General features: G+C 73.3%; 22 protein-coding genes and 1 pseudogene. 10 read left to right on the forward strand and 13 right to left on the reverse strand.

What is annotated here, in order from left to right; genetic code table 11:
- Window positions 1-246 precede the first annotated feature (246 nt).
- Window positions 247-1725, reverse strand: coding sequence for an amidase (locus AB7F12_RS30895; protein ID WP_428500546.1), 1479 nt, complete (start codon window positions 1723-1725; stop codon window positions 247-249).
- Window positions 1726-1808: 83 nt separating this feature from the next.
- Between AB7F12_RS30895 and AB7F12_RS30900 the strand changes: the two genes are divergently transcribed.
- The gene (locus AB7F12_RS30900; protein WP_428500570.1) at window positions 1809-2588 is read left to right on the forward strand and encodes a methyltransferase domain-containing protein; all 780 of its coding nucleotides are present in this window, start codon (window positions 1809-1811) and stop codon (window positions 2586-2588) included.
- Between the two features lie 14 nt (window positions 2589-2602).
- On the opposite strand, the gene AB7F12_RS30905 is transcribed toward AB7F12_RS30900, so the two are convergent.
- Window positions 2603-3100: a carboxymuconolactone decarboxylase family protein gene (locus AB7F12_RS30905; protein ID WP_428500547.1), complete on the reverse strand. Its 498-nt coding sequence runs from the start codon at window positions 3098-3100 to the stop codon at window positions 2603-2605.
- 50 nt (window positions 3101-3150) lie between these two features.
- Here AB7F12_RS30905 and AB7F12_RS30910 point away from each other — a divergent pair, with 50 nt between their 5' ends.
- Window positions 3151-4557, forward strand: coding sequence for a PLP-dependent aminotransferase family protein (locus AB7F12_RS30910; protein ID WP_428500548.1), 1407 nt, complete (start codon window positions 3151-3153; stop codon window positions 4555-4557).
- A 64-nt stretch (window positions 4558-4621) separates the two neighbouring features.
- Here the strand turns inward: AB7F12_RS30910 and AB7F12_RS30915 are convergent, their stop codons facing one another.
- The gene (locus AB7F12_RS30915; protein WP_428500550.1) at window positions 4622-5782 is read right to left on the reverse strand and encodes a phospholipase; all 1161 of its coding nucleotides are present in this window, start codon (window positions 5780-5782) and stop codon (window positions 4622-4624) included.
- 66 nt (window positions 5783-5848) lie between these two features.
- A complete protein-coding gene (locus AB7F12_RS30920; RefSeq protein WP_428500551.1) occupies window positions 5849-6283 on the reverse strand; it encodes a VOC family protein in 435 nt (144 codons plus the stop codon).
- Between the two features lie 182 nt (window positions 6284-6465).
- Between AB7F12_RS30920 and AB7F12_RS30925 the strand changes: the two genes are divergently transcribed.
- Window positions 6466-7479: a TerC family protein gene (locus tag AB7F12_RS30925; protein WP_428500552.1), complete on the forward strand. Its 1014-nt coding sequence runs from the start codon at window positions 6466-6468 to the stop codon at window positions 7477-7479.
- A 16-nt stretch (window positions 7480-7495) separates the two neighbouring features.
- Here the strand turns inward: AB7F12_RS30925 and AB7F12_RS30930 are convergent, their stop codons facing one another.
- Window positions 7496-8074: a sigma-70 family RNA polymerase sigma factor gene (locus AB7F12_RS30930; protein WP_428500553.1), complete on the reverse strand. Its 579-nt coding sequence runs from the start codon at window positions 8072-8074 to the stop codon at window positions 7496-7498.
- Between the two features lie 38 nt (window positions 8075-8112).
- Here AB7F12_RS30930 and AB7F12_RS30935 point away from each other — a divergent pair, with 38 nt between their 5' ends.
- The gene (locus tag AB7F12_RS30935) at window positions 8113-8373 is read left to right on the forward strand and encodes a hypothetical protein (RefSeq protein ID WP_428500554.1); all 261 of its coding nucleotides are present in this window, start codon (window positions 8113-8115) and stop codon (window positions 8371-8373) included.
- A gap of 14 nt (window positions 8374-8387) precedes the next feature.
- A complete protein-coding gene (locus AB7F12_RS30940; protein WP_428500556.1) occupies window positions 8388-9113 on the forward strand; it encodes a zf-HC2 domain-containing protein in 726 nt (241 codons plus the stop codon).
- 78 nt (window positions 9114-9191) lie between these two features.
- Here AB7F12_RS30940 and zwf read toward each other — a convergent pair whose 3' ends face one another.
- Complete coding sequence (zwf, locus tag AB7F12_RS30945; protein ID WP_428500557.1) at window positions 9192-10685, reverse strand: glucose-6-phosphate dehydrogenase; 1494 nt, start codon at window positions 10683-10685, stop codon at window positions 9192-9194.
- A 163-nt stretch (window positions 10686-10848) separates the two neighbouring features.
- Complete coding sequence (locus AB7F12_RS30950) at window positions 10849-11793, reverse strand: quinone oxidoreductase family protein (protein ID WP_428500558.1); 945 nt, start codon at window positions 11791-11793, stop codon at window positions 10849-10851.
- 89 nt (window positions 11794-11882) lie between these two features.
- Here AB7F12_RS30950 and AB7F12_RS30955 point away from each other — a divergent pair, with 89 nt between their 5' ends.
- Complete coding sequence (locus AB7F12_RS30955; protein WP_428500559.1) at window positions 11883-12128, forward strand: hypothetical protein; 246 nt, start codon at window positions 11883-11885, stop codon at window positions 12126-12128.
- A gap of 47 nt (window positions 12129-12175) precedes the next feature.
- Here the strand turns inward: AB7F12_RS30955 and AB7F12_RS30960 are convergent, their stop codons facing one another.
- The 6 genes from AB7F12_RS30960 to AB7F12_RS30985 all read right to left on the reverse strand — a co-directional run bounded on the left by AB7F12_RS30960 (window position 12176) and on the right by AB7F12_RS30985 (window position 16392).
- Window positions 12176-12745, reverse strand: a complete 570-nt coding sequence (locus AB7F12_RS30960) for an NADPH-dependent FMN reductase (protein ID WP_428500560.1) — start codon at window positions 12743-12745, stop codon at window positions 12176-12178.
- Between the two features lie 31 nt (window positions 12746-12776).
- Window positions 12777-14141, reverse strand: a complete 1365-nt coding sequence (locus tag AB7F12_RS30965; RefSeq protein WP_428500561.1) for an NtaA/DmoA family FMN-dependent monooxygenase — start codon at window positions 14139-14141, stop codon at window positions 12777-12779.
- Window positions 14138-15316 (reverse strand): LLM class flavin-dependent oxidoreductase, encoded by a 1179-nt coding sequence (locus AB7F12_RS30970; RefSeq protein ID WP_428500563.1) that lies wholly within the window; start codon window positions 15314-15316, stop codon window positions 14138-14140. The genes AB7F12_RS30965 and AB7F12_RS30970 overlap by 4 nt, the downstream gene beginning before the upstream one ends.
- 222 nt (window positions 15317-15538) lie before the next feature.
- Entirely contained in the window at window positions 15539-15736 is a 198-nt protein-coding gene (locus tag AB7F12_RS30975) for a DUF3349 domain-containing protein (RefSeq protein ID WP_428500564.1), read from the reverse strand.
- 35 nt (window positions 15737-15771) lie between these two features.
- Window positions 15772-16146 carry a DUF427 domain-containing protein gene (locus AB7F12_RS30980; RefSeq protein ID WP_428500565.1) on the reverse strand — a complete coding sequence of 125 codons (375 nt, stop codon included), beginning with the start codon at window positions 16144-16146 and terminating at the stop codon, window positions 15772-15774.
- Between the two features lie 36 nt (window positions 16147-16182).
- Complete coding sequence (locus tag AB7F12_RS30985; protein ID WP_428500566.1) at window positions 16183-16392, reverse strand: DUF2945 domain-containing protein; 210 nt, start codon at window positions 16390-16392, stop codon at window positions 16183-16185.
- Between the two features lie 146 nt (window positions 16393-16538).
- Here AB7F12_RS30985 and AB7F12_RS30990 point away from each other — a divergent pair, with 146 nt between their 5' ends.
- The 4 genes and pseudogenes from AB7F12_RS30990 to AB7F12_RS31005 all read left to right on the forward strand — a co-directional run.
- Window positions 16539-16946: a YccF domain-containing protein gene (locus tag AB7F12_RS30990; RefSeq protein WP_428500567.1), complete on the forward strand. Its 408-nt coding sequence runs from the start codon at window positions 16539-16541 to the stop codon at window positions 16944-16946.
- 132 nt (window positions 16947-17078) lie between these two features.
- The gene (locus tag AB7F12_RS30995) at window positions 17079-18680 is read left to right on the forward strand and encodes a flavin-containing monooxygenase (RefSeq protein ID WP_428500568.1); all 1602 of its coding nucleotides are present in this window, start codon (window positions 17079-17081) and stop codon (window positions 18678-18680) included.
- Window positions 18681-18857: 177 nt separating this feature from the next.
- The gene (ectA, locus tag AB7F12_RS31000; protein WP_428500569.1) at window positions 18858-19388 is read left to right on the forward strand and encodes a diaminobutyrate acetyltransferase; all 531 of its coding nucleotides are present in this window, start codon (window positions 18858-18860) and stop codon (window positions 19386-19388) included.
- A gap of 120 nt (window positions 19389-19508) precedes the next feature.
- Window positions 19509-19782, forward strand: a pseudogene (locus tag AB7F12_RS31005) (diaminobutyrate--2-oxoglutarate transaminase); the annotation flags it as partial.

Genomic DNA, 19782 nt, shown 5'->3' on the forward strand with positions numbered 1-19782 from the left:
TTGTGGGTCTTGTACTCCGAGCCGCAGTGCTTGCCGTAGTCGTCGTTCCAGGACTTGTCGTGGCCGCTGTACTTGGAACCGGAGTGGCAGGAGGACTTGAACATCGTGGGCCTCTTTCGGTGTGGGGTTTCGTGCAGTGGGGTTCGTGCGGTGGGGGTTCGTTCCGGTGAGGAGAACTCTGCCGTCCGCGAGGCCCCGTGACGATCGAGTGCGCCCCCGTTCCCCAGGGGGTGAACCCCACTCCCGTCAGAGGGGCGGCTCCCTGTGGGCCCAGGGCCGGGCGGCCTCCAGCTGGGTCGCGAGCGCGAGCAGCCGGCCCTCCCCGCCCAGCGGACCGACGAACTGCACACCCAGTGGCAGACCCTCGGGTGTCCGGTACAGCGGCACCGACATCGCCGGCCGGCCCGTGATGTTGGCGAGCTGTGTGAACGGCACCGGTGACAGGTTCTGGTCGATCAGCGTGTCGAGCACGTTCGTCCTCGCCAGCAGGCCCGCCGCGTGTGCGCGCAGCAGCACCCGGCTCGCGCGCTGCACCGCCTCCGGGGCGGCCAGCTCACCGATCCGCACCGGCGGGCGGGCCAGCGTGGGTGTCAGCAGCAGGTCGTAGCGCTCGTGGAACGCCGCCAGCCTGCGGGTGTGGTCGTTCCAGCGGCCGTGCGCGGCGATGTACGTCGGTGCCGACGTCGCCCGCCCCACCGCGGCCATCACGCGGGTGTCCAGCTCGAACGCGTCCGGCCCGCAGCCGGTCAGCGTGCGGGTCTCCGCGACGTGCGCGGCGACGGCGGCGAACCACATCGTCAGGAAGTCCGAGGCCAGCTGCCGTTCGTCCACACCGGACGACGCCGTCTCGACGTCGTGGCCCGCGCCGGCCAGCAGCGCGGCCGCGTCCTCCACCGCGGCGACGGCCTGCGGGTCGACCGGGGTGCCGAGCGGGGACGTCGTCGAGAAGCCGATGCGCAGCGTGCCCGGGTCGCGGCGGGCCAGGTCGGCGAACGGCTCGGCCGGGCGCGCCGTCGGATAGGGCCCGCCCGGGTCGGGGCCGGCGAGCACGTCGAGCATCGCCGCGGTGTCGCGCACCGACCGGGACACGACACCGTTCACCGCCGCGCCGTGGAGTCGTTCGGCGACGTCGGGCCCGTCGGGCAGCAGGCCCCGGCCCGGCTTGAGCCCGAACAGCCCGCAGCACGCCGCGGGGATGCGGATCGAGCCGCCGCCGTCGGACGCGCCCGCGACCGGCACGACGCCCGCCGCGACCGCCGCCGCCGACCCGCCCGACGACCCGCCCGGCGTGCGGCCGGTGTCCCACGGGTTGCGAGTCGGGCCGTTCGCCTCCGGCTCGGTGATCGCCTTCGCCCCGAACTCCGGGGTGTTCGTCTTCCCGAACGGGACCAGCCCCGCGTCGAGCCAGCGCTGCACGACGGTCGCGTGCACCGGCTGCGGGTGCGACACCAGCGAACGCGACCCGGCGCCGGTCGGCAGGCCGGCGTAGTGCTGGCCCAGGTCCTTGATCAGGAACGGGACCCCCGCGAACGGGCCGGACAGCGGCCCGGCGGCGCGGGCCCGGGCGATCTCGTACATCGGCCGCACGATCGCGTGGAGGCGCGGCTCGACCTCCTCGGCCCGCGCGATCGCGGTCTCCAGCAGCTCCGCGGCGGAGACCTCGCCCTTCGCGACCAGCTCGGCCAGCCCGACGGCGTCGTGGCGGCGGTACTCGGTGTAGTCCACGTCGCGGCTCCTTCGCCGTCCGTCGGGCCCGGCCGACCCTAACGCGGTTGCGGCGCCCGCGGGCTAGCCTCCGGGACGTGGCGATGCTCGAGTTCGGTGACGACGAGGCCAGGCGGCTCGACCGCAGCTACGCGACCGGCGACGTCGTCGCGCAACGGGCGCAGACGCTCGACATGCTGCGGCTGCGGCGCGGCGAGTGCGTCCTCGACATCGGGTCCGGGCCCGGGTACCTGCTGGCCTCGATGGCGGAGGCTGTCGGCCCGGGCGGGGCGGTGCACGGCATGGACCCGAGCGAGGCGATGAACGCCCTCGCCCGGCAGCGGTGCGCGTCGATGCCGTGGACGACGGTGGGCACCGGCGACGCGCTCGCCCTGCCCTTCGACGACGAGAGCTTCGACGTCGCCGTCTGCACCCAGGTCTACGAGTACGTCGCGGACATGCCGACGGCCGTCGCGCAGCTGCGCCGGGTGCTGAAGCCGGGCGGGCGCGCGGTCGTCCTCGACACCGACTGGGACTCGCTGGTCTGGAACGTGGCCGACCGCGCGCTGCAGGACCGGATCATCGACGCCTGGGAGGAGCATCTCGCCGACGCCCGGCTGCCCCGGCGCCTGGCAGGTCTGCTGCGCCGCGGCGGGTTCGAGGTCACCGACCAGCGGGTCGTCCCGATCTTCAACCCGCGGCTGCACGCCGACACGTTCAGCACGACGATCAAGGAGACGATCGCGGCGTTCGTGCCGGGCAGGCGCGGGGTGACCGCCGAGGACGCCGCCGCGTGGCTCGCCGACCTCGACGCCAGGGCCGCGGAGGACGAGTACTTCTTCAGCCTCAACCGCTACGCGTTCCTGGCGACGGTCCGGCCCTGAGGCGCACGGGACGGTCAGTGCGCGCCCGGGGTGTAGTGGCCCGGCACCATGCGCGTGGACACGGCGAAGCGGTTCCAGGCGTTGATGACCGTGATCGCGGCGATGAGGTTGGCCAGCTCCGTCTCGTCGAAGTGCGCGGCGGCGCGGGCGTACACGTCGTCGGGGACGAACCCGTCGGTGAGCACGGTGATCGCCTCGGTGAGCTCGATCGCGGCGATCTCCTTCGGCGAGTAGAAGTGCCGTGACTCGCTCCACGCCGGGAGCTGCACGATGCGCTCCACGCTCTCGCCCGCGGCCAGCGCGTCCTTGGTGTGCATGTCGATGCAGAACGCGCAGTGGTTGATCTGCGAGGCGCGGATCTTGACGAGCTCGTTGATCACCGGGTCGACGGCGCGGCGGACCGCTCCGTCGAGCCGCATCATCGCCTTGTAGACGTCGGGCGTGCGCTCGGCCATGTTGAGGCGGGCGGGGTGTTCGGGGGCGCGGTCGGGGGCGGTGGTCGGCTGTGTCATGGGCACAACGCTACGTCGATGGTGGCCCGTGAGTGTGGTCCAATACCGACATGAGTTCGCGGACCACTTCTGCGGGTGCGGACCTGCACCTGGAGCTGGCGGTCGACCACGGCCGCGGGGTGCGGGTCGCGCTCACGGACGCACTGCGCGACGCGGTCCGGTCCGGCCGGCTCGCACCCGGGACCCGGCTGCCGGCGACCCGGTCGCTGGCCACCGACCTCGGCCTGGCGCGGACGACGGTCGTCGAGGCCTACGCCGAGCTCGTGGCCGAGGGCTGGCTGACGGCCCGCCACGGATCGGCCACCCGCGTCGCCGACCGCGCGCCCGCGGCGCTGCGCGACCCGCTGCGGCCGGCGCCACCCCGCACGTCGCCGCCGCGGCACGACCTCAGGCCCGGCCGCCCCGACGTCGGCAGCTTCCCCCGCGCGGAATGGCTGCGCGCGACGCGGCGGGCGCTGGCGTCGGCACCCGACGAGGCGTTCGGCTACGGCGCCGTCCGGGGACGGCCGGAGCTGCGGGAGGCGCTGGCCGGCCACCTGGCCCGGGCCCGCGGTGTCCGGGCCGACCCCTCGCAGATCGTCGTGTGCGCAGGCATGTCGCACGGCCTGACGCTGCTCGCCGAGGTCCTGCGCCGGCGCGGGGTGCGGGCGATGGCCGTCGAGTCGGTGGGCCTGCACATCCACCGCAACCTGCTGCTCGGTGCCGGGCTGCGCATCCCGCCCGTCGAGGTCGACGAGCGCGGCGCCCGCACCGACACCCTCGGCCCCGACGTCGGCGCCGTCCTGCTCACCCCCGCCCACCAGTTCCCGATGGGCGTCGCACTCGACCCGGCCCGGCGCGCCGCCGCGGTCGAGTGGGCCCGCACCACCGGCGGCCTCGTCGTCGAGGACGACTACGACGGGGAGTTCCGCTACGACCGCCAGCCCGTCGGGGCGCTACAGGGCCTCGACCCGGAACACGTCGTCCACCTCGGCAGCGCCAGCAAGGCCCTCGCCCCCGGCCTGCGACTCGGCTGGATGGTCGCCCCCACCGACGTCGTCGCGGAGATCGACGACGGATCCCCCGACCCCGGGCCGTCGGTCACGAGCGCGCTGGAGCAGCTCGTCCTCGCCGATCTGATCTCCTCGGGCACCTACGACCGGCACGTCCGCGGGCGGCGGCGCACCTACCGGCGCCGCCGCGACCAGCTCGTCGCCGCGCTCGCCGAACGGGCCCCGCACGTCGGAGTCCGGGGGCTGGCGGCCGGGCTGCACGTCGTCCTCACGCTCCCCGACGGCACGGAGGCCGACGTACAGCGCTCCGCCGCCTGGCACGGGCTCGCGGTGGAAGGCCTCGCGACGTTGCGCCATCCCGGCGCCGCACCGGGGCCGGCCGGGATCGTCGTCGGCTACGCGACACCCTCGGACAGCGCGTGGCCGGGCGCGCTCGAGGCGCTGTGCGGGGCGCTGTCGTCGTGACCCGGGGCGGGCGCCGCGGATCGCGTCGGAGCTGCGCGCCGACCGGCCGTGCCGACCGGGTGCGTCAACCGCGCGCGTGCAGGTGCGCCGCCGCGACGATCCCGGTGACGGTCTCCAGCTCCGCGGGGTCGCGCGGGCCCGGGACCAGCACCATCCCCGCGCTCACCCGCACCCCGGCCAGCGGGTGCGGCACCGCCCAGCCCTTGCCGACGGCGTCGTAGGCCTGCCCGGCGGGCAGCACGACGTGCAGGCTGTGGTCGGGCGCGGGGTGCAGGTGGGCGAACTCGCCGGCGTCGGGCAGCACGAACGCGTCGTCGGCCGCCGTGCCCGTCGCGCGGTCGAGCATCAGCGCCCGGGTGCCCTCGACCCCCACCCGCGTCGGACCCGTCGACACCCCGCCCAATGCGGAGATCCGCTGCCACAGCGCCTCGGCGAGGTCCGCCGGCCCGTTCTGCGACGTCTGGTGCTGCGGCACGCCGGTCGTCACCTGCGGCGGCTCCCCGGCGCGGGCCGGCAGGCGCCCGCCCGGCAGCGTCGGCCAGACCGGTTCCCCGCCGTCGGGCAACGGGTTCTCGCCGTGCGCGTGCACCCAGTCCAGGCGGTCGCCCAGCCACGTCCCCAGGTCGCCGACGACCTTGCCCGCCAGCTGGTCGCCGCCCGCCTCCCGCTCCGCCCACACCGGCGCGCCGCTGTGGCGGGTCAGCCAGTCCCAGGTGCGGCGCAACAGCTCCGGCGGGGTGCGGACGTCGTCGCTGCCGTGTGCCAGGAACACCGGCATCCCTGCCAGCGCCGCCCGCGGCATCGCCACACCGGCGTCGAACGGCAGCGCGCCGTACAGCAGCACAGCGCCCGCGAACCGGTGCGGCGCCGCGAGCATCAACGCGCCCGCGAGCGCGACACCCTCCCGGAACCCGAGCAGCAGCACCGGACGTTCCGGGTCGCCCTCGGTGTCGAGCCAGCGCAGCAGCCAGCTCGTCGTCGCGGCGAGGGCGTCCGCGTCCGGGGTGCCGTCGACGAGCGGGAACCACTCGTATCCCTTGCCGCCGGCGTGGGGTCCCCGCACCGACACGTAGGCGACGGGGCCGTAGGGCAGCCACGGCGACAGCTCGATCAACGAGTGCTCGCTCGTCCCGTTGCCGTGCAGGGCGACGACCAGCGGGGCCGCCGGATGCTCGGTGCCCCAGCGGGCGACCATCGGTTCGTCGAGGGACGTGCCGTCGGCCATCGGACGAGCCTGCCCTGTCCCGGCGGCCCGGCCCGTCTCAGTTAGAGACGGTGTGCGCCGGGCGTCTCAGCCCAGCTCGACCGTGCCGTCGTCGGTGATCCGCCACGACGGGTTGTGCGCGATCTCCCACAGCACCCCGTTCGGGTCACGTACGTGCGCGTGGAACACCCCGCCGAACTCGCCGGCCTGCGGTGGCTTCAGCACCGTGCCGCCTGCCGCGGCCATGGCGTCGGCGAGCGCACGGACCGCGTCCCGGTCGCCGACGTTGTGGGCCAGCGTCATCCCGGCCGGGCCGGTCGTCGTTCCGGGCGGTACGCCGAGGTCGCGGTCGAAGGAGCCGATCTCGAAGAACCCGAGCAGCAGGCCCGCCGCCACCTGGTAGAAGACGATCTCGCCGGGCACGTCGAGATGCGGGTCCCACCCGAACGCGTCACGGTAGAAGGCACGCGCCGCGTCGAGGTCGTGCGCGGCGACGGTGACGATGCTCAGCCGGTGGTCCATGGCGCCGGACGCTAGCCGCCGCGAGGCGCGCCGGTCGTGAACGAATCGGACGGGCGGGTGCGGGCGCGGGCCTCCAGCCTGGGCGCGCCGGCGCCCGCCGCCTGCGGCGCGAGCCGTGGCAAGGTGGACCCGATCACCCGAATCGTCCGGTTCTGGGTGGCCCTGTCGGGGAGGGAACCGCGGTGCTCGAGATCGGCGCACTCTGGTGGGGGGTGACGATCGGCCTCGTCGTGCTCCTGCTCGCCATCGACCTGGTCGTCGCCGCTGCCCGCCCACACCGGGTCGGCTTTCGCGAAGCCGTGCTGTGGTCGCTGTTCTACATCGCCGTGGCGGTGGCCTTCGGCGTCGTCTTCTGGATGACGGCAGGCGCGCAGTTCGGCACCGAGTTCTTCGCCGGCTACATCGTCGAGAAGAGCCTGTCGGTCGACAACCTGTTCGTCTTCGTGATCATCATGTCGACGTTCGCCGTGCCCGAGGAACACCAGCACAAGGTGCTGACCTTCGGCATCGTGCTCGCCCTCGTCATGCGGGCCATCTTCATCGCCGTCGGCGCCACCCTGCTCAACTACTTCTCGTTCATGTTCCTGCTGTTCGGCCTGCTGCTGCTCTTCACCGCGGTGCAGCTGTTCCGGCACCGCGACGAGGACCCCGACGTCGAGGACAACGGCCTGGTCAAGATCGCCCGCCGGGTCTTCCCGGTCACCGACGAGTACGACGGCGGCAAGCTCTTCACCCGCCTCCAGGGCCGCAGGATGGTGACGCCGCTGTTCATCGTGCTCGTCGCGATCGGTGGCATCGACCTGCTGTTCGCGCTCGACTCCATCCCCGCGGTGTTCGGCGTGACCTCGGAGGCATTCATCGTCTTCGCGGCCAACGCCTTCGCGCTGCTCGGCCTACGCGCACTGTTCTTCCTGGTCAAGGGCTTGCTTGACCGGCTCGTCTACCTCTCGACGGGGCTGGCCGTCATCCTCGCCTTCATCGGGGTGAAGCTCGTCCTGCACTGGCTGCACGTCGACATCGCGCCGTCGGTGCCCGAGATCCCGACGCCGCTGAGCCTGGGCGTGATCGTCGGCATCCTGATCGTGGTGACGGTGGCGAGCCTGATCAAGACGCGCAACGACCCTTCCGCGACCGCGCACGCCGGGTCGCTGAAGGCCACCAGGTCGCGCGAGCCGCAGGCCGACCGGGAGTCCTGACCCGGCGGGTACCCGCTCAGCCCGAGGCGCGGGCCCGGCCCGGTTCCAGCGCCGCGACCAGGTCCTCGCGCGCCCTCGCCACCCGCGACCGGACGGTGCCCACGGGGCAGTCGCACACCTGCGCCGCCTCCGCGTAGCCCAGCCCGAGGACCTGGGTGAGGACGAACGCGTCCCGCCGGTCGGGCTCCAGGCCCGTCACCAGGTCCGCGAGCAGCACGGCCTCGTCGGCGGCCGACACCCGGGCGCCGGGAACGGCGACCGTGGACCAGTCGTCGACGCCCGTCGTCCGGGGCCGGCGCACCGCGCTGCGGACGGCGTCGGCCGCGGCCCGCCGCGCGATCGCGAGCAACCACGCCCGCGCCGGGCCCTCGCCGGTGTAGCGGGGCAGCGAGCGGACCGCCCGCAGGTAGGTGTCCTGAACCAGGTCGTCGGCCTCGGCCGGGCCGGCGAGATGGGCGAGGAACCGCCGGACGTCGGCCCGGGTGGTGCGGACGAACTCGTCGAGGGCCGCGCGGTCGCCCGCCGCCGCGGCCAGCGCGCACGCCGTCACGGGATCGGCCGGGGCGGGCGCGGCGGGGACGGTCCGGCGGAACATGCGCCAGACCGTAGGCAGCCGGGTCCCGACACGACCGGGTGACATCGGCATCCTGCGGGAACCGGGGGCCCGACGGCGACGACCTCTCCCACATGCGCCACATCGCCACGTTCTGCGGAAGCTGCAACTGCGGATGCCCCGAGCTGTTCGTCGACGAGACCGCCGAGGCGGAGAAGCGGATCGTCATCACCGACGACTTCGGCCAGCGGATCCAGATGAGCGTCGCCCAGCTCGCCGACCTGGTCGACGACGTCCGCCGCGGGGTCCTCGACGAGGTCGTCGCGCCCGCCGCGGGCTGACCTGCCCGAAGGCGATGGACTGTGCGACCTGTCGCGAGGCGCTGTCGGCGCGTCTGGACGGTGAGGACCGCCCCGGCGAGGTCACGGCGACCGACGCCCACCTCGCCGGATGTGCGGACTGCCGGGCGTTCCACGACCGCGCTGCCCGCATCACGCGGCTGACCAGGACACGGCTCGTCACGTCCGGAGTGGCGGCCCTCGACCCGGGGACCCTCCCCGATGTCGTCCCCGACCGGCCCCGTGCCGACGTCCTGCACGCGCTGCTCGCCGCCGCCGGAGTCGCGCAGCTCGCGCTGGGCGTCACCGGGCTGCTCGACGCCGCGGGCGCCGGTCATCACGGTGGTGTCCTCGGCGGTGCCGCGCTCGCCCATCTCGGGCACGAGAGCGCGGCCTGGAACGTCGCCGTCGGGGTGGGGTTCCTGGTGGTCGCGCTGCGTCGCACCCGGCCGGCGGGCAGTCTCGTCGCGACGCTCGGTGCGTTCACCGCCGTGCTGGCGGCGACGTCGGGTGTCGACGCCCTCGCGGGGCGCGTCGAGGCGGGCCGGCTGGCCGGGCACGCGGTGCTGGTCGTCGGGCTGGTCGTGCTGGTCGTGCTGCAGCGCAGCGGCCCGCGCGACGGCGGCCGCGCCCGGGCCGGCTCCACCGTCAGGACCGGCGCCACCGCCGTCCCGACGCCCGCAACCGGCGAGGCGCACCCGCGCCGCGCCGACCTGCGCCCCTCGGCCCACCGGGCGGCCTGACCCGGCGGCCCGCCGGTCCCGACCCGCCCCGGAAGGGTGCCCGTCGGTCCCGGCCCGCCGCCGGGGCGGGGGTGTGGCTCACTCCCGCCAGGCCCGCTCGAACGGCAGCCGCCACGCGTTCGGCGCGATGAGCTGGTGGATGGCGTTGGGACCCCAGGTGCCCACCGGGTAGCTCTTCACCGGCGGCGGGTCGTCCAGCAGCGGTGCCGACCGCTCCCACAGCGACTCGATGCCTTCCGCGGTGTTGAACAGCGTGTGGTCGCCGCGCATGGCGTCGAGGATGAGCCGCTCGTAGGCCTCGAGGACGTCGCCGCCGTGCTCGGTGTCCTGCGTCGAGAACTGCAGCGAGAGCTTCTCCAACCGCATCCCCGGCCCCGGGCGCTTGCCGTAGAACGACAGCGACACCCGGCCCGACTCGGCGAGGTCGAAGGTCAGGTGGTCGGGGCCCTGCGACCCGACGCCCGAGCCCGTCGGGAACATCGTCCGCGGGGCCTCCTTGAAGGCGATCGAGATGATCCGCATGCCCTCGGCCATCTTCTTGCCCGTGCGCAGGTAGAACGGGGTACCGGCCCAGCGCCAGTTGTCGATGCCGACCTTCAGCGCGATGAAGGTCTCCGTGTCGGACTCGCGGCTGACGCCCTCCTCGTCGCGGTAGCCGACGTACTGCCCGCGCACCACGTCCGAGGCGTGGATCGGGAGCAGCGACCGGAAGACCTTGTTCTTCTCCTCGCTGATCGCGCGCGGCTCCAGCGCGGTCGGGGGCTCCATCGCGACGAACGCCAGCACCTGCATGAGGTGCGTGACGACCATGTCCTTGAACGCGCCGGTGGACTCGTAGAAGTTGGCGCGCAGGTCCAGGCCGAGGGTCTCGGGGATGTCGATCTGGACGTGGTCGATGAAGTTGCGGTTCCAGATCGGCTCGAACAGCCCGTTGGCGAAACGGAACGCCAGGATGTTCTGGGCCGCCTCCTTGCCGAGGAAGTGGTCGATCCGGAAGACCTGCGACTCGTCGAACACCTCGTGGACGAAGTCGTTGAGCCGGATCGCGGTGTCGAGGTCGGACCCGAACGGCTTCTCCATGACGACGCGCGAGTCCGCGACCAGGTCGGCGTCGCGCAGCATGCCGATGACCGCGGTCGCGGCCTTGGGCGGGACCGACAGGTAATGCAGCCGACGGCAGTCCGGCCCGAGCAGCTCCTGGGCCCGCTTGACCTCCGCCGACAGCCCTTCCGGGCCGGCGCTCTGCGGGACGTAGGTGAGCCGGTCGGAGAACTGGGCCCATCCCTGCTCGTCGAGCTTGTGCATCCCGAAGGACTCGATCGCGGTGCGCGCCAACGCCCGGAACTCGTCGTTGGTGATGTCCTCCATCGCGGTGCCGACGACCCGGATGTCCGGTGCCAGCGACGACCGCTCCAGGTAGGCCATGCCCGGGATGAGCTTGCGCTTGGCGAGGTCGCCGGTCGCGCCGAACAGGACGATGACGTGCGGCGCCAGCGGCTCGTTGTCGCGCATGCGCGGCCGCGCACCGGTGGCCGGATAGGCGATCGTCTGGGCACGACGGGGGCTGACCACGGTGCGACCTCCCACGAACGGAGCCCCGCGTGACCACCCGGGGCGACTCTGGGTGGGACCGTACCCAGTTCCGGGCCGTTCCTCAGGTCGATCGGGTGTCGACGGGGTGACGAGTCGGTGCCCCGCTCCCGTGCCGCGCGGTCCGGACGGGACGGACCGCGCGTCAGGGCAGCAGCACGACCTTGCCGCCGGCGTGCCCGGTCTCGACGAGCCGGATCGCGTCGGCCGCCTCGGCGAGCGGGAACGACCTCGCGACGACGACCTGCAGCGACCCGTCGGCGACCGCCGGGAGCAGGGTCCGCCAGGCGTTCGCCCGGATGTCGGTGCCGGGGTCCGCGCCGGGGCCGCCGCCGAGCAGCCGGATACCGTCGGCCGCCCGCCCGAAGGCCACGATGGAGACGACGCGCCCGCGGTCGGCCACCAGTTCCAGCGACGAGTCGACGGCCTCGTCGGTGCCGACGGTGTCGATCGCAGCGTCCACACCGGACGGTGCCACGGCCCGGATGCGGTCGAGCAGGCCGTCGCCGTAGGCGATCGGAACGGCGCCGTGGTCGCGCAGGGTGGCGTGGTGGCCCTCGCTCGCCGTCGCGATCACGGTCGCGCCGCGGGCCACCGCGAGCTGGGTGACGATCGACCCCACCCCGCCCGACGCCCCGTGCACGACGACGGTGTCACCCGCACCGACGTGCGCGGCCTCCAGGGCGTGCACCGCGGTGGCACCGACCGCCAGCACCGACCCGGCGACCTCCCACGACACCCCCACCGGCTTGGGGACGGCCCGCGACGCCGCGACGGTGATCTCCTCCGCCAACGCACCGGGCGCGGGGTGGACGACCACCTCGTCACCGACCGCGATCGGGCCGGCCGGCCCCTCCGCCCCGGGCCCGACCGCGGTGACGATGCCCGCCGCCTCGTTGCCCAGCCGCATCGGGAGCTGCGCGGGGTCGACGCCGAAGGCACCGCTGTAGCGCTTGTGGTCGATCGGGTTGAGCGCCGCGGCCCGGACCCGCACCGTGACCTCGCCCGGCCCGGGCGCCGGGACGTCGATGTCGACGGCGGACAGCACCTCGGGCCCGCCGAACGCGGTGGCGACGATCGCAGTGGCCATGTCGGTGCCAACCGCGCGGGCGCCCGGGTATTCCGGTCCTCGCGGTGGATGCGACGCGTACGGTCGGCGGCCCCGCGAGGAGGCGGCCCATGTCCGACGAGCCCGTCCCGTACCGCCGCGCGCCCGGCGAGGGCGTCCCGTTCGCCCTGTCCACGGGCTCCGGCCACGGCCTCGCGGGCACCGGCGACACCGGCGGAGCCGTGACGATGACGGAACTCGTCATCCGCGCGGGGGAGGGGCCCGCCCTGCACGTGCACAGCCGCGACCACGAGGGCCGACGCGGGAGAAGCCGCGCGCAACCTCACCGCTGTGGATCCGCCCAGCGACAGCAGTGAGGTTGCGTGCGGATGTCAGGCCGGCGTCCCGGCACCCCAGGAAAGGGTCAGGGGGCCGGGCGCAGCGGGGTGATGCCGGTCCGCAGGCGCTCGATCTCGTCGAACATCGTCTTGGCCGCCGCGACCATGATGTCGTTGGCGACGAGCGTCCCGTCCTCGGCGATCTTCTCCCCGACGAACGGGATGTGGACGGCGTCGACCGCCGGCACCATCCGCAGCGTCGTCAGCACGCTGCGCAGCGCGACGGCGGCGCGGGTACCGGCGGAGACGCCGCCGTAGGAGACGATCCCCGCGGGCTTGTAGCGCCACTCGTGGTTGAGGAAGTCGATCGCGTTCTTCAGCACACCCGCGTAGGAGCCGTTGTACTCGGGCGTCACGAAGACGTACGCGTCGCCGCGCGCGACAGTCTCCGACCAGCGCTTCGTGTGCGGGTTGGTGTACTGCGCGCGGACGGGGTGGATCGGCTCGTCGAACATCGGGAGGTCGATCTCGGCGAGGTCGAGCACCTCGACGTCGAAGCCTCCGTGGGCTCGGGCCTGCTCGGCGGTCCAGGCCGCGACGGGGGCGCCGGCACGGCCGGGCCGGGTGCTGCCGACGACGATCTGCAGAACGGGCACGCGGGTGCTCTCCTCAGGTGTTGGTGGGGTGTCAGACAGTGGCGGGGGCGTCGAGCGGGGCCAGGCCGAGATGGTCGCGCAGCGTCGTGCCCGTGTAGTCGGCGCGGAACGAGCCGCGCTCCTGCAGGATCGGCACGACCGTGTCGGCGAACTCGTCGAGACCCGTCGGGGTGATGTGCGGGACCAGGATGAACCCGTCGGACGCCCGCTGCTCGACGAACCGTTCCATCTCCTCGGCGACCGCCTGCGGGGTGCCGACGAACGACTGCCGCGACGTCACCTCGGTCATCAGGTCGCGGATCGAGAGGTTGTTCGCCTCTGCCCGCTCCCGCCATTCGCGAGCGGTGGCGAGCGGGTCGCGGTACATCCGGTCGGCGGCGCGGCCCTGCGAGACACGGGGGGCGTCGGCGTCGACGACGAGCGGGTCGACGTCGGGCAGCGGGCCGTCGGGGTCGAGGTGGGACAGGTCGCGGTTCCACACCTGCTCGAGGAAGCGCAGCGCGGTCTGGCCGCTCACCTGCTGGCGGCGGATCTCGCGCCCGCGCTCCTCGGCCTCGGCCTGCGTGTCGCCGAGGGCGAAGGTGGTGGCAGGCAGGATCTTGAGCTGGTCCTCGGTGCGGCCGTACGCGGCGAGGCGGCGCTTGACGTCGGTGTAGAACGCCTGCCCCGCCTCCAGCGAGCCGTGCCGGGTGAAGATCGCGTCGGCGCTCGCGGCGGCGAACTCGCGGCCCTCGTCGGAGTCACCGGCCTGCAGCACGACCGGCCGGCCCTGCGGGCCGCGCGGCACGGAGAAGCGTCCGCGGATGTCGAACTGGTCGACGTGCACGTCGAAGCGGCCGGCGTCGCCGGCGCGCAGGAACTCACCCGAAGCCTTGTCGGCGACGATCTCGTCGCCGCGCCACGAGTCGAGCAACGTCATGACGGTGTCGAGGAACTGCTTGGCGCGCAGGTAGCGGTCGCCCTGGGCCAGGTAGCCGCCGCGGCGGAAGTTCTCACCGGTGAACCTGTCCCAGGAGGTGACGACGTTCCAGGCGGCGCGTCCGCCGGACAGGTGGTCGATCGATGCGAGCCGCCGGGCGACCTCGTAGGGCTCGTTGAAGGTGGAGCTGATCGTCGCGGCCAGGCCGAGCTTCTCGGTGACGGCGGCGACCGCGGCGAGGATCGTCGCGTTGTCGGGGCGCCCGACGACGTCGAGGTCGTAGATGGCGCCGTTCTGCTCACGCAGCCGCAGGCCTTCGGCCAGGAACAGGAAGTCGAACTTGGCGCGCTCGGCGGTGCGGGCCATGTGCGCGAACGAGGAGAACTCGATCTGGCTGCCCGACTCGGGCTCGCTCCAGACCGTCGTGTTGTTGACGCCGGGGAAGTGCGCGGCCAGGTGCATCTGCCTACGGCTCATCGGGTGCTCCCTGTGGACGCGTAACGGTCGGCGGGGCGGGGCAGGCCGAGCAGCCCGCGCAGCGTCGACGCCTCGTAGCCGGTGCGGAACAGGCCGCGTCGTTGCAGCTCGGGGACGAGCCCGCGGGTGACGTGGCGGAGGTCGTCGGCCAGGACGGCCGGGCGCAGCCGGAACCCGGAGAGCCCGGCGGTGCGCAGGTCGGCGAGGAGGTCGGCGAGCTCGGCGGGCGACCCGGCGAACACCTGCGCGTCGTCGGTGTACGGGTCCGTCGCGTCGAGGCGGGCGCGCCGGTCGCGGGCGGCGGCAGCGTCGTCGTCGAGGACGACCGTCAGGTCCGCCCAGACGTGCACGGTGTCGCCGGAACGGCCGGCCCCGGACTGCGCCTCCCGGATCACGGCGACGATCGCGCGGGCGTCGGCGGCGTCGCGCGGGGTGACGAACCCGAGGTCACACGACGTCCCGACCAGCGCGAACGGCTCCGCCCGGTGCGCGAGCGCGGCGACGACCGGCTGCCCCTGGGGTGGGCGCGGTGTGATCGACGGCCCGCGCACGCTGAAGTGGGAGCCCTCGAAGTCGATGTAGTGCAGGCGGTCGCGGTCGACGAACCGGCCGGTCGCGGCGTCGCGGATGATCGCGTCGTCCTCCCAGCTGTCCCAGAGCCGGCGGATCACCTCGACGGCGTCGGTGGCCTCGCCGAACAGCTCGTGCAGCAGGTCGTCGCGGTCGGCGGGCAGGGTGCGCCTGCCGAAGAGCGCGGCGTCGTCGGGGCGGGCGGCCACCCGGACCTGGACCCCGCCGCGACCGGAGCTGACGTAGTCGAGCGTCGCGATCGTCGTCGACACGTGGAAGGGCTCGGTGTGGGTGAGGACGACCGTCGGCAGGATGCCGACGTTGCTGGTCAGCGGGGCGATCCGGGCCGCGAGCATCGACGCGTCGAGGCGGCCGCGGACCTGGTCGGTGCGGTCGTCGGGGGCGAGCGGGTCGGCCGACTGCAGGCCGAGGCCGTCGTCGATCGTCACCAGGTCGAGCAGGCCGTGTTCGGCCTCGGCGACGAGATCGGCCCAGTAGCCGGCGGTGAGCAGCTCCGTGGGGCGGGCGCCGGGCTCGCGCCAGGCGGCGGGATGGCGGCCGGCGCCGTCGAGTGCGACGCCGAGGTGCAGGGGTGTGTCGGGCACGGGTTCGCCTTCGGTTCGGGACGGCTGGGGCGCGGTGACGGCGCCCGGCGTCAGAGACCGGCGGGGGAACCGACGCCGTCGAGCCAGCGGCGGCCGACGAGGACCGCGCCGGGTCCGGGCAGCGTCGCGACGTGGTGCACGCCTCCACGGTCGCACACGAACGGGGCCGAGGTCAGCGTGATGCTGTCTCGGCCCCGGACGGGAATACCCGGAGATGTCCGGTCAGCCGGTGCCCGGTCCCCCGGGGCGGACGGAGTGCAGCGGGGCCAACGGCCGGCCGCCGGCGGCGAGCCGGGCCCGGACGCGGGCGATGTCCTCGTCGCCCGGGACGGCGTGCGAGACCTTCCCGATCGCGTCGCGGATGGCGCCCGCGGTGGCCGAGGAGCGCGACGAGCGGGAGGTAGTCCTGATCGGCGACACAATTCAGGAGCAGTGCCCCGGAAACGGCAGGGAGGTCAGGCGTCCCCGACCACGACCTCGACGCGGTTCGGGTAGAAGGCGAGGTGCCCGGCGATCGGCGCCACCGCCTCGTACGGCTCGACATAGCTCCATGCTGCGTCCTGGACCGAGCCCTCCGGCGTCGTCACGGTGACGTAGGTGGCGTCGCCCTTGTACGGGCAGTAGGTGGTGGTGTCGCTGTCGGACAGCACCGTGGCGTCGACGTCCGCGCGCGGGACGTACCAGGCGACGGGGTAGTCGGCCTCGCGCAGGGCGAGCGCCCTCGTCGAGTCGGCGACGACGTGCCCGCCCACCTTCACGACGACGCGCACGCCGCCGGGCTCGACGGTGATGGGATGGTCCGGACCGGGAATCCTGACGCTGCGGCTCATGCCGTGTCCAACTCGTGCCGGCCACGATCTATTGCCTCAGATCCGTTCGAGGGCGTCCGGTTTGTGGACGGCGTCGCCACCGCTGCGGTCGCTGCGCACCCGGTACTGCGGCTCGTCCGGCGACGCCCGGACCGTCCGGCCGCCCGCCTCGGTGTCGGAGGTGATCTTCTCGACGACCTCACCCTCGGCCGTGCCGCCGTGGCTCCTCCACCGGACCTTGTCACCCTTGCGGAACTCCTGGCTCATGACCGGCGCTACCCGGTCGGCGAGGTCTCCAACCCGCTGCGGGCTCCGGGGCCGGCCGGGCGTGGCCACGGTGTGGCGGGCCGTGTCCGGACGCGGGCACACTGGACGGTCCGGACGACCGCGCCGGGTGAGAGGGTGGACCCGCGATGCGCACGGTGCTCAACGTCATCTGGCTGGTGCTCTGCGGGCTGTGGCTCGCGATCGGCTACGCCGTTGCCGGCGTGATCTGCTGCATCCTGATCGTGACGATCCCGTTCGGGCTCGCCTCGTTCCGGATGGCCAACTACGCGCTGTGGCCCTTCGGCCGCGACCTGGTCCGCCGCCCCGACGCCGGAGCCCCCTCGGCGGTCGGCAACGTCATCTGGTTCATCTTCGCGGGCTGGTGGCTCGCGCTGGGCCATCTGGCCACGGCCATCGCGCTCGCGGTCACGATCATCGGGATTCCCCTGGCGTGGGCCAACATCAAGCTGATCCCGGTGTCGATCGTCCCGCTGGGCCGCGTGATCGTCGACCGCCCGGAGCTGGCCTACCCGGGGTACCGCCCGGCGTACTGAGCATCCGGCTCCGGATGCGGCGCGCAGCACGGTCAGGTTTCGTGGAACGGTCGTTACTCTATTGCGACCCCTGTCCGTCGCTTCGACGTGCGCCCGCCGGCGTCGAGCTGCACCCTCAGAGTGGAGGGACTCATGACCGAAGATCAGACCGTCGACGTGGTCGTCGTCGGCGCCGGGTTCGCCGGGCTCTACATGCTGCACCGGCTACGCCGCCTCGGGCTGGGAGCGGTCGTGCTCGAGGCCGCGGACGGCGTCGGCGGCACCTGGTACTGGAACCGCTACCCGGGCGCCCGCTGCGACTCCGAGAGCTACTACTACTCCTACTCGTTCGACGAGGAGCTCCAGCAGGAGTGGACCTGGTCGGAGCGCTACGCCGGCCAGGCGGAGATCCTGCGCTACCTCGACCACGTCGCCGACCGCTTCGATCTCCGCCCCGACATCCGGCTGAACACGCGGGTCACCGCCGCGCGGTGGGACGACGCCGCCGGCACCTGGACCGTCCGCACCGAGACGGGCGGGACCTGGACCGCACGCTGGATGGTCACCGCGGTCGGGTGCCTGTCGTCGGCCAACGTGCCCGACATCCCCGGCCTCGACTCGTTCGGCGGCGACTGGTACCACACCGGGCAGTGGCCGCACGAGAAGGTCGACTTCACCGGCAAGCGCGTCGGCATCGTCGGCACCGGGTCGACGGGCATCCAGGCCATCCCGGTCGTCGCCGCCGAGGCCGAGCACCTCACGGTCTTCCAGCGGACCCCGAACTACTCGATCCCCGCCCGCAACGGCCCCATGCCGCCCGAGGTGTCGGACAGGATCAAGCAGGAGTACGCCGACATCCGCGCCGTCCAGCGCGCCTCCACCAACGGCCACCCGTTCCTCATCAGCGGCACCTCCGCGCTGTCGGTCACCGACGACGTGCGCACCGCGACCTACGAGGACGCCTGGGAGTTCGGTGGGCTGCGGTTCCGCGCGGCCTACGCGGACCTGCTGTCCGACCAGGCCGCCAACGACACGGCGTCCGACTTCATCCGCGACAAGATCCGCGAGATCGTGCAGGACGCGGAGGTCGCCGAACGGTTGCTGCCCGACGACCACGGCTTCGCGACGAAGCGGCCCCCGATCGACACGCAGTACTTCGAGACCTACAACCGCGACAACGTCACGCTCGTCGACGTCCGGGCCACGCCGATCCAGGAGGTCACCGCGACCGGCATGCGCACCAGCGAGCGGGAGTACCCGCTCGACTGCATCGTGTTCGCGACGGGCTTCGACGCCCTCACCGGCCCGCTGCTGCGCATGGACATCCGCGGCCGCGACGGTGTGGAGCTGCGCGACCGGTGGGCCGAGGGGCCGAAGACGTACCTGGGCCTGCAGGTCGCCGGCTTCCCCAACATGTTCACGATCACCGGACCGGGCAGCCCGTCGGTCCTCACCAACATGCCGACGTGCATCGAGCAGCACGTCGGCTGGATCACCGACGTCCTCGAGCACGCCCGGGACAGCGGCCTCACCCGGATCGAGACGACGGAGGCCGCCGAACGGGAGTGGGGCGAGGAGGTCCAGCGGGCCGCCGACCGGACGCTGCTGCCACGCGCGTCCACGTCCTGGTACCTGGGCGCGAACGTGCCGGGGAAACCGCGCGTGTTCATGCCCTACGCAGGGGGAATGGCGTCGTACGCGAGTACGTGCACCGATGTCGCGAAGGACGGCTATCGCGGGTTCGTGATGGCCTGATCGACCTGCCGTCGCGGCCGGCGGGGACGCGGGTTCGCCCGCAGATCGGCGACCCGTTCCCGCTGGTCGCGACGGCTAAACATTTTCGTGGACCACCTCACACAGGTTTTCTGTTTTCGCAGGTCGGCGCTGTGCGCGTGCTGCGCGTCGGCAGACCACTTGTTACGTTCGACCACCATGACGGTGCACGAGGAAGCCCCCGAACGCCCGCCGAGTACTGCGCCGACCGTGCTGATTTCCCAGCCCACGGTCGATGACGGTGTGGATCTGTCCCGGCTCGCAGCCGAGTCGAAGGTGCTCGATCTCAACTCCCGTTACGCCTATCTCCTCTGGTGCCGCGACTTCGCCGAGACCTCGGTCCTGGCCCGGCTCGACGACCCGGCGGGCGAGCCCGTCGGCTTCGTGACCGGCTACCGCCGCCCGGACTCCCCGAACACCCTGGTCGTGTGGCAGGTCGCCGTCGACGCCGCCGCCCGCGGTCTCGGCGTCGCCGGCCGCATGCTCGACGCCCTGGTCGACCGCGTACCCGGCATCGACCACCTCGAGACGACGATCACGCCGGACAACGACGCCTCGGAGCGCCTGTTCGCCGCCTTCGCCGAGCGCCGCGCGGCCCGCCTCGTCACCTCCGAGCTGTTCTCCGCCGCACAGCTCGGCGACGGCCACGAGCCGGAGATCCTGCACCGGATCGGCCCGTTCGCGGCCTGACCGGCGGCACGCACGACGGCGACACACCACGACGGCGACACACGACGACACCGACGCCGGACATCCGCTCACGGCCGGCCGCCCGCCGGTCACGACGACCCGAGACGCAGTGATCACCAGATGACGACGACCGCCCTCACCGATTCTCCGCACGCCCGCACCACATTGGGGAGCACGATGCTCGAGACGCCCGCCGCCGGTTCGACCCCGTCCGTCCGGCGACCCTCCGACGCCCGTGGCGACACGACCGTCTTCGGCGATCTCGAATCAGAGGTCCGCAGCTACTGCCGCAACTGGCCGGTCGTGTTCGACACCGCCCGCGGCAGCCGCCTCACCGACGTCGACGGCAACAGCTACCTCGACTTCTTCGCCGGCGCCGGCGCGCTCAACTACG

This window comes from Pseudonocardia sp., from assembly GCF_050250275.1.
Lineage (GTDB): Bacteria > Actinomycetota > Actinomycetes > Mycobacteriales > Pseudonocardiaceae > Pseudonocardia.